The organism is Arthrobacter sp. HMWF013 (genome assembly GCF_003061105.1).
Classification (GTDB): domain Bacteria; phylum Actinomycetota; class Actinomycetes; order Actinomycetales; family Micrococcaceae; genus Arthrobacter.
In genome coordinates this window covers 1-4,311 of the sequence record NZ_QAIQ01000316.1, presented here as the reverse complement: position 1 = coordinate 4,311, position 4,311 = coordinate 1, and the positions used below count along the sequence as shown (strand labels likewise).

General features: G+C 65.5%; 3 protein-coding genes. All 3 read right to left on the bottom strand.

Annotated elements, in window-relative coordinates; genetic code table 11:
- A partial coding sequence (locus DBR22_RS12000) for an ABC transporter ATP-binding protein (protein WP_108599201.1) occupies window positions 1-1,769 on the bottom strand: 1,769 nt, incomplete at its 3' end.
- Complete coding sequence (locus DBR22_RS11995; RefSeq protein WP_108599200.1) at window positions 1,766-3,586, bottom strand: ABC transporter ATP-binding protein; 1,821 nt, start codon at window positions 3,584-3,586, stop codon at window positions 1,766-1,768. The genes DBR22_RS11995 and DBR22_RS12000, both read right to left, overlap by 4 nt.
- A gap of 86 nt (window positions 3,587-3,672) precedes the next feature.
- Window positions 3,673-4,311: metallophosphoesterase (locus DBR22_RS11990; RefSeq protein ID WP_108599199.1), on the bottom strand; the 639-nt coding region annotated here is incomplete at its 5' end.

The following is a 4,311-nucleotide window of genomic DNA, read 5'->3' as shown; positions in this document are numbered from 1 at the left end:
CGGTCGGCCGTTTCCACGGTGGAGAGCCGGTGTGCAATGATCAGCGCCGTCCGGCCGCTGCCTGGAATGGATTCAGCGCCCTCAGCCGTCGCGGTGCCGCCGGCAGCCCCACCGGTGCCCGCCGTGGACCTCAGCAGGCGGGCCAGGCCGCTCTGGACCAGCCGCTCGGAGGGAATGTCCAGCGATGAGGTGGCCTCGTCCAGGATCAGGACTGCAGGACGGGCCAGGAAAGCGCGGGCGAAGCTGATGAGCTGCCGCTGACCCGAGGAAACCCTGCCGCCGCGCTTGTTGACATCCGTGTCATATCCTTCGGGAAGTTCAACAATGAAGTCATGGGCCCCGACGGCCCGGGCCGCGTCCTCGATTTCCTCCCGGGAAGCTTCAGGGCGGCCCAGGGCGATGTTGTCAGCCACCGAGCCGCTGAAGAGGAACGCTTCCTGGGTGACCATCACGATGTTCCGGCGCAGGTCCGTAGTGCTGAGGTTGCGCAGGTCCACGCCGTCCAGCATCAGGGAACCGGCTGAGACGTCGTAGAAGCGTGCGATCAGCTTGGCCAGGGTGGACTTGCCGGCACCCGTCTGGCCCACCAGGGCCACGGTCTGGCCCGCCACGATGTGCAGGTCCAGGCTGGGAATGATGATGGGGCCATCGCCGTAGCGGAATTCCACGCCCTTGAAGTCGATGGTGCCCCGTGCATCCTGGAGGGCAACAGGATTCCTGGGCGGCCGGACTGTGGGAACCTCCTCCAGCAACCCGGACACTTTCTCCAAGGCCGCTTGGGCGCTTTGGAAGGAGTTGTAGAACATGGCCATCTGGTCCACCGGCTGGAAGAACCGCTTGGTGGACAGCATGAGTGCCAGGAGGACGCCGACGGCCAGGTCGCCGCTGAGGACCCGGAAGCCGCCGAATAGGAGAACCACAGCTACGCAGACGTTGCCGATCAGCACCAGGCCGGGCTGGAAGATGCCGTTCAGGTTGATGGACCGCACCGTGACCCGCCGGTAGTCATCGGAAAACTGCCCGAACTGCTCCGCGTTCTCGCGTTCCTTGCGGAAAGCCTTCACTGCGCGGATCCCGGTCATCGTTTCCACGAAGTGCACGATCAGGCGTGCCGAGACCACACGGGATTCACGGAATGCGATCTGGGAGTGCTTCTGGTACCAGCGCGCCAGGAAGAACATGGGGACGCCCGCCGCCAGCACCAGCAGCCCGCTGCGCCAGTCCAGCGCGAACACCGTGATGGCGGTGAAAACCATAAAAAGCATGCCCGAGGCCAACGAGCTGACACCGGAATCGAGCAGTTCCCGCAGGGCCTCCAGATCCGAGGTCTGCCGGGCAATGATCCGGCCCGAGGTGTACTTCTCGTGGAACTCCAGGCTGAGGCGCTGGGTGTGCTGGAACACCCGCACCCGCAGGTCCAGCAGCATGGCCTGGCTGAGCCGCGCGGTGGCGGTGACGTAAAGGGCGGTGAGTCCCGCCGTCGCGACCGCAGCCAGGAGGTACGCGACGCCGGTGAGCACCAGCGGCACGTTGTCGCCCGCCCGCAGGGCCGGGAGCGCATGGTCGATGCCGAAGGCGATCAGGGCGGGCCCTGCCACACGCGCGGCCTGGGAGAGGACCACCATGGCAATCGTCAGCCAGAACCTGAGCCGCACCGGACGGATCAGCGTGGCCAGCAGGGCGAGCGACCGCCGTCGTACGGTTTTACTGTCGCTCTTGCTGAGGTGGGCATTGTCCTCGTTGGCGGTACCGAATGTTGTGTGGGTCATCGCGTGATTTCCTCTGACTCGGCATCCGCCTCTTCCTCCAGCGCCGACAGTTCTGAATCCAGGTCCCGTGGTTCCCGGTCAAGGCTGGCGATGACATAGCGGTAGTGGGCGTTGTTTGCCAACAGTTCGGTATGGGTTCCGACGGCGGCGATCCGGCCGCCCTCGAGCAGCGCCACGCGGTCGGCCAGGGCCACTGTTGAGGGCCGGTGGGCAACGATCAGGGTAGTGGTGTCCTTCAGGACTGCACGGAGCCGGGTCTCCACGAGTTCCTCGGTGTGCACGTCCAGGGCGGACAGGGGATCATCCAGCACCAGGACGCGGGGCCTTGCTGCGATGGCGCGGGCCAGGGCAAGCCGCTGCCGCTGGCCGCCGGACAGGCTCAGGCCTTCCTCGCCGATGAGGGTTTCCACGCCCTCGGGGAGCGAGTAGGCGAAGTGCGCCTGTGCCACGTCCAAGGCTTCATCGAGGGCTTCGTCGGTCCTGTCCTGGGCCCCCAGCAGCACGTTCTCACGGACTGAGCTGGAGAACAGCGTGGTGTCTTCGAAGGCCACGGCCACGAGGCGGCGCAGCTGCTCGACGTCGAACTCCCGCAGGTCCACGCCGTCGATGGTGATCGACCCGGCGGTGACGTCGTACAGCCGGGGCACCAGTTGGATCAGTGCACTCTTGCCGCTGCCGGTGATGCCTACCAGCGCCATGGTTTCGCCCGGCCGGACGTCCAGGTTGATGTCGTTCAGGATGGGTTTGTCCGGGGCATCCTCGAACGCGAATGTGGCGTTGCTGAAGCGGAGGGCGCCTTTGAGCTGCGCGGGCTTGCGCGGCGACGCCGGGCTGGTGATGGTGTTGGCGGTGTCCATGACCTCGAAATGCCGGTCCAGGGCTGTCTTCGCCGTGAGCGCCATGGCCAGCAGCATGCCGGAGAATTCCACCGGGGTGGCCATCACGGCGGCAGTGGCGAAAAATGCCACCAGCGCGCCGATGCTCAACTGCCCGCTGGCGCACAGCATCACACCGACCACCAGGCCGGCGCCGAGGGCCAGTTCGGGCAGCAGCGTGACCACCATGGTGAACGCGGCCTGGTGCCTGGCTTTGGCGATTTCCGTCTGGCGGAGTTCCTCGGCCTGCTCGTTGAAGTTCTCCAGGGCCTCACGGCTGCGCCCGAATGCCTTGAGGACGCGGATGCCGTGGACCGACTCTTCCACTGTGGTGGCGAGATCGCCCGCCTGGTCCTGGCTGCGCCGGGCAACTTTGCTGAAACGTGTCCGGAAGCGGAAGCTGTACGCCATGATGGGCACGGCCGCCGCCAGGAAGATCAGGGCCAGCTGCCAGCTCATCGAGAACATCACCGCAATCCCGATGATCACCGTCAGTGTGGTGACCACCAGCATGATGGCACCGAACGCCATCCAGCGGCGCAAGAAGTTCAGGTCGGTCATGGCGCGGGAGAGCAGTTGCCCTGAGCCCCAGCGGTCATGGAAGGACACCGTCAGGTCCTGCAGGTGGCCGTACAGTGTGACCCGCATCTGCGTTTCCACGGTGGTGGCCGGGTTGATCACGAACTGCCGGCGGAGCGCCACAAGGACCGCCTCGGTGATGCCGAGAGCAAGGATCACGACGGCGGCAGTCCAGACCGCACTCGTGGCGCCGCCCGGTTTGAGCGACTCATTGACGAGGACACGAAGCACCTGCGGGATGGTCAGCGCTACGATGCTGGCCAGCAGCGCGCAGGCCAGCCCCAGCACCAGCCGGGGAATAATCGGCCTGACGTGGGGGTAAAGACGGCTGATGGATCTAAAAAATGAGGTCTGCTTGGCCATGCCCGCTTCTCATACTCTAAAACGAATGTAGTTTCCCGTAGCAACTACCCTATGCCATGGAGTGAGAGGACTCACTCGCTACGGGATTATTCGCGTGAGGTAAGTGTCAGCAGGACCGCTTCGGGCTTGCAGGCGATGCGGATGGGAGCGAAACGGGAGGTGCCGATACCGCCCGAGACGTTCACCGGCGTCGTACGTCCGTTGCTCTCCCAGTCGTTGAGGCCCTTGGCGCGCCACGTCGGGAGGTCGCAGTTGGACACCAAGGCTCCGTAGCCCGGGATGCACAACTGTCCTCCATGGGTGTGGCCGGCGAGGAGCAGGTCCGCCCCGTCCTCGGTGAAGTGGTCCAGCACGCGCTGGTACGGGGCGTGGATAACGGCGACGCGCAGGTGCGCGTTCTGGTCCTGGTTGCGGGTCCCGCGTGGCCAGCCGGCGTAGCGCTCCCGTTTCAGGTGCGGATCGTCCACACCCGAGAAATCGAACCGGATCCCTTGCAGCACTATCGACTGGTGGCGGTTGGTGAGATCAACCCAGCCGCCCATTCCGAATCCCGAGCGCAGCCGCGGCCAGTCCAGCTCGACCGGGTTGTGCTTCGCCCTCGACGGACCCAGCAGGTAGGAGGCGGGATTCTTCAACGTAGGGGCGTAGTAGTCGTTGGAGCCCGGAACGAACACGCCGGGAAATTCCAGGAGCGGGCGCAGTGCCTTGAGCAGGGGATCCACACC

What these genes read in the sequence shown, in the direction of transcription:
- DBR22_RS11995 (WP_108599200.1), bottom strand. Translation starts at nt 3,586, where the DNA reads ATGGCCAAGCAGACCTCATTTTTTAGATCCATCAGCCGTCTTTACCCC.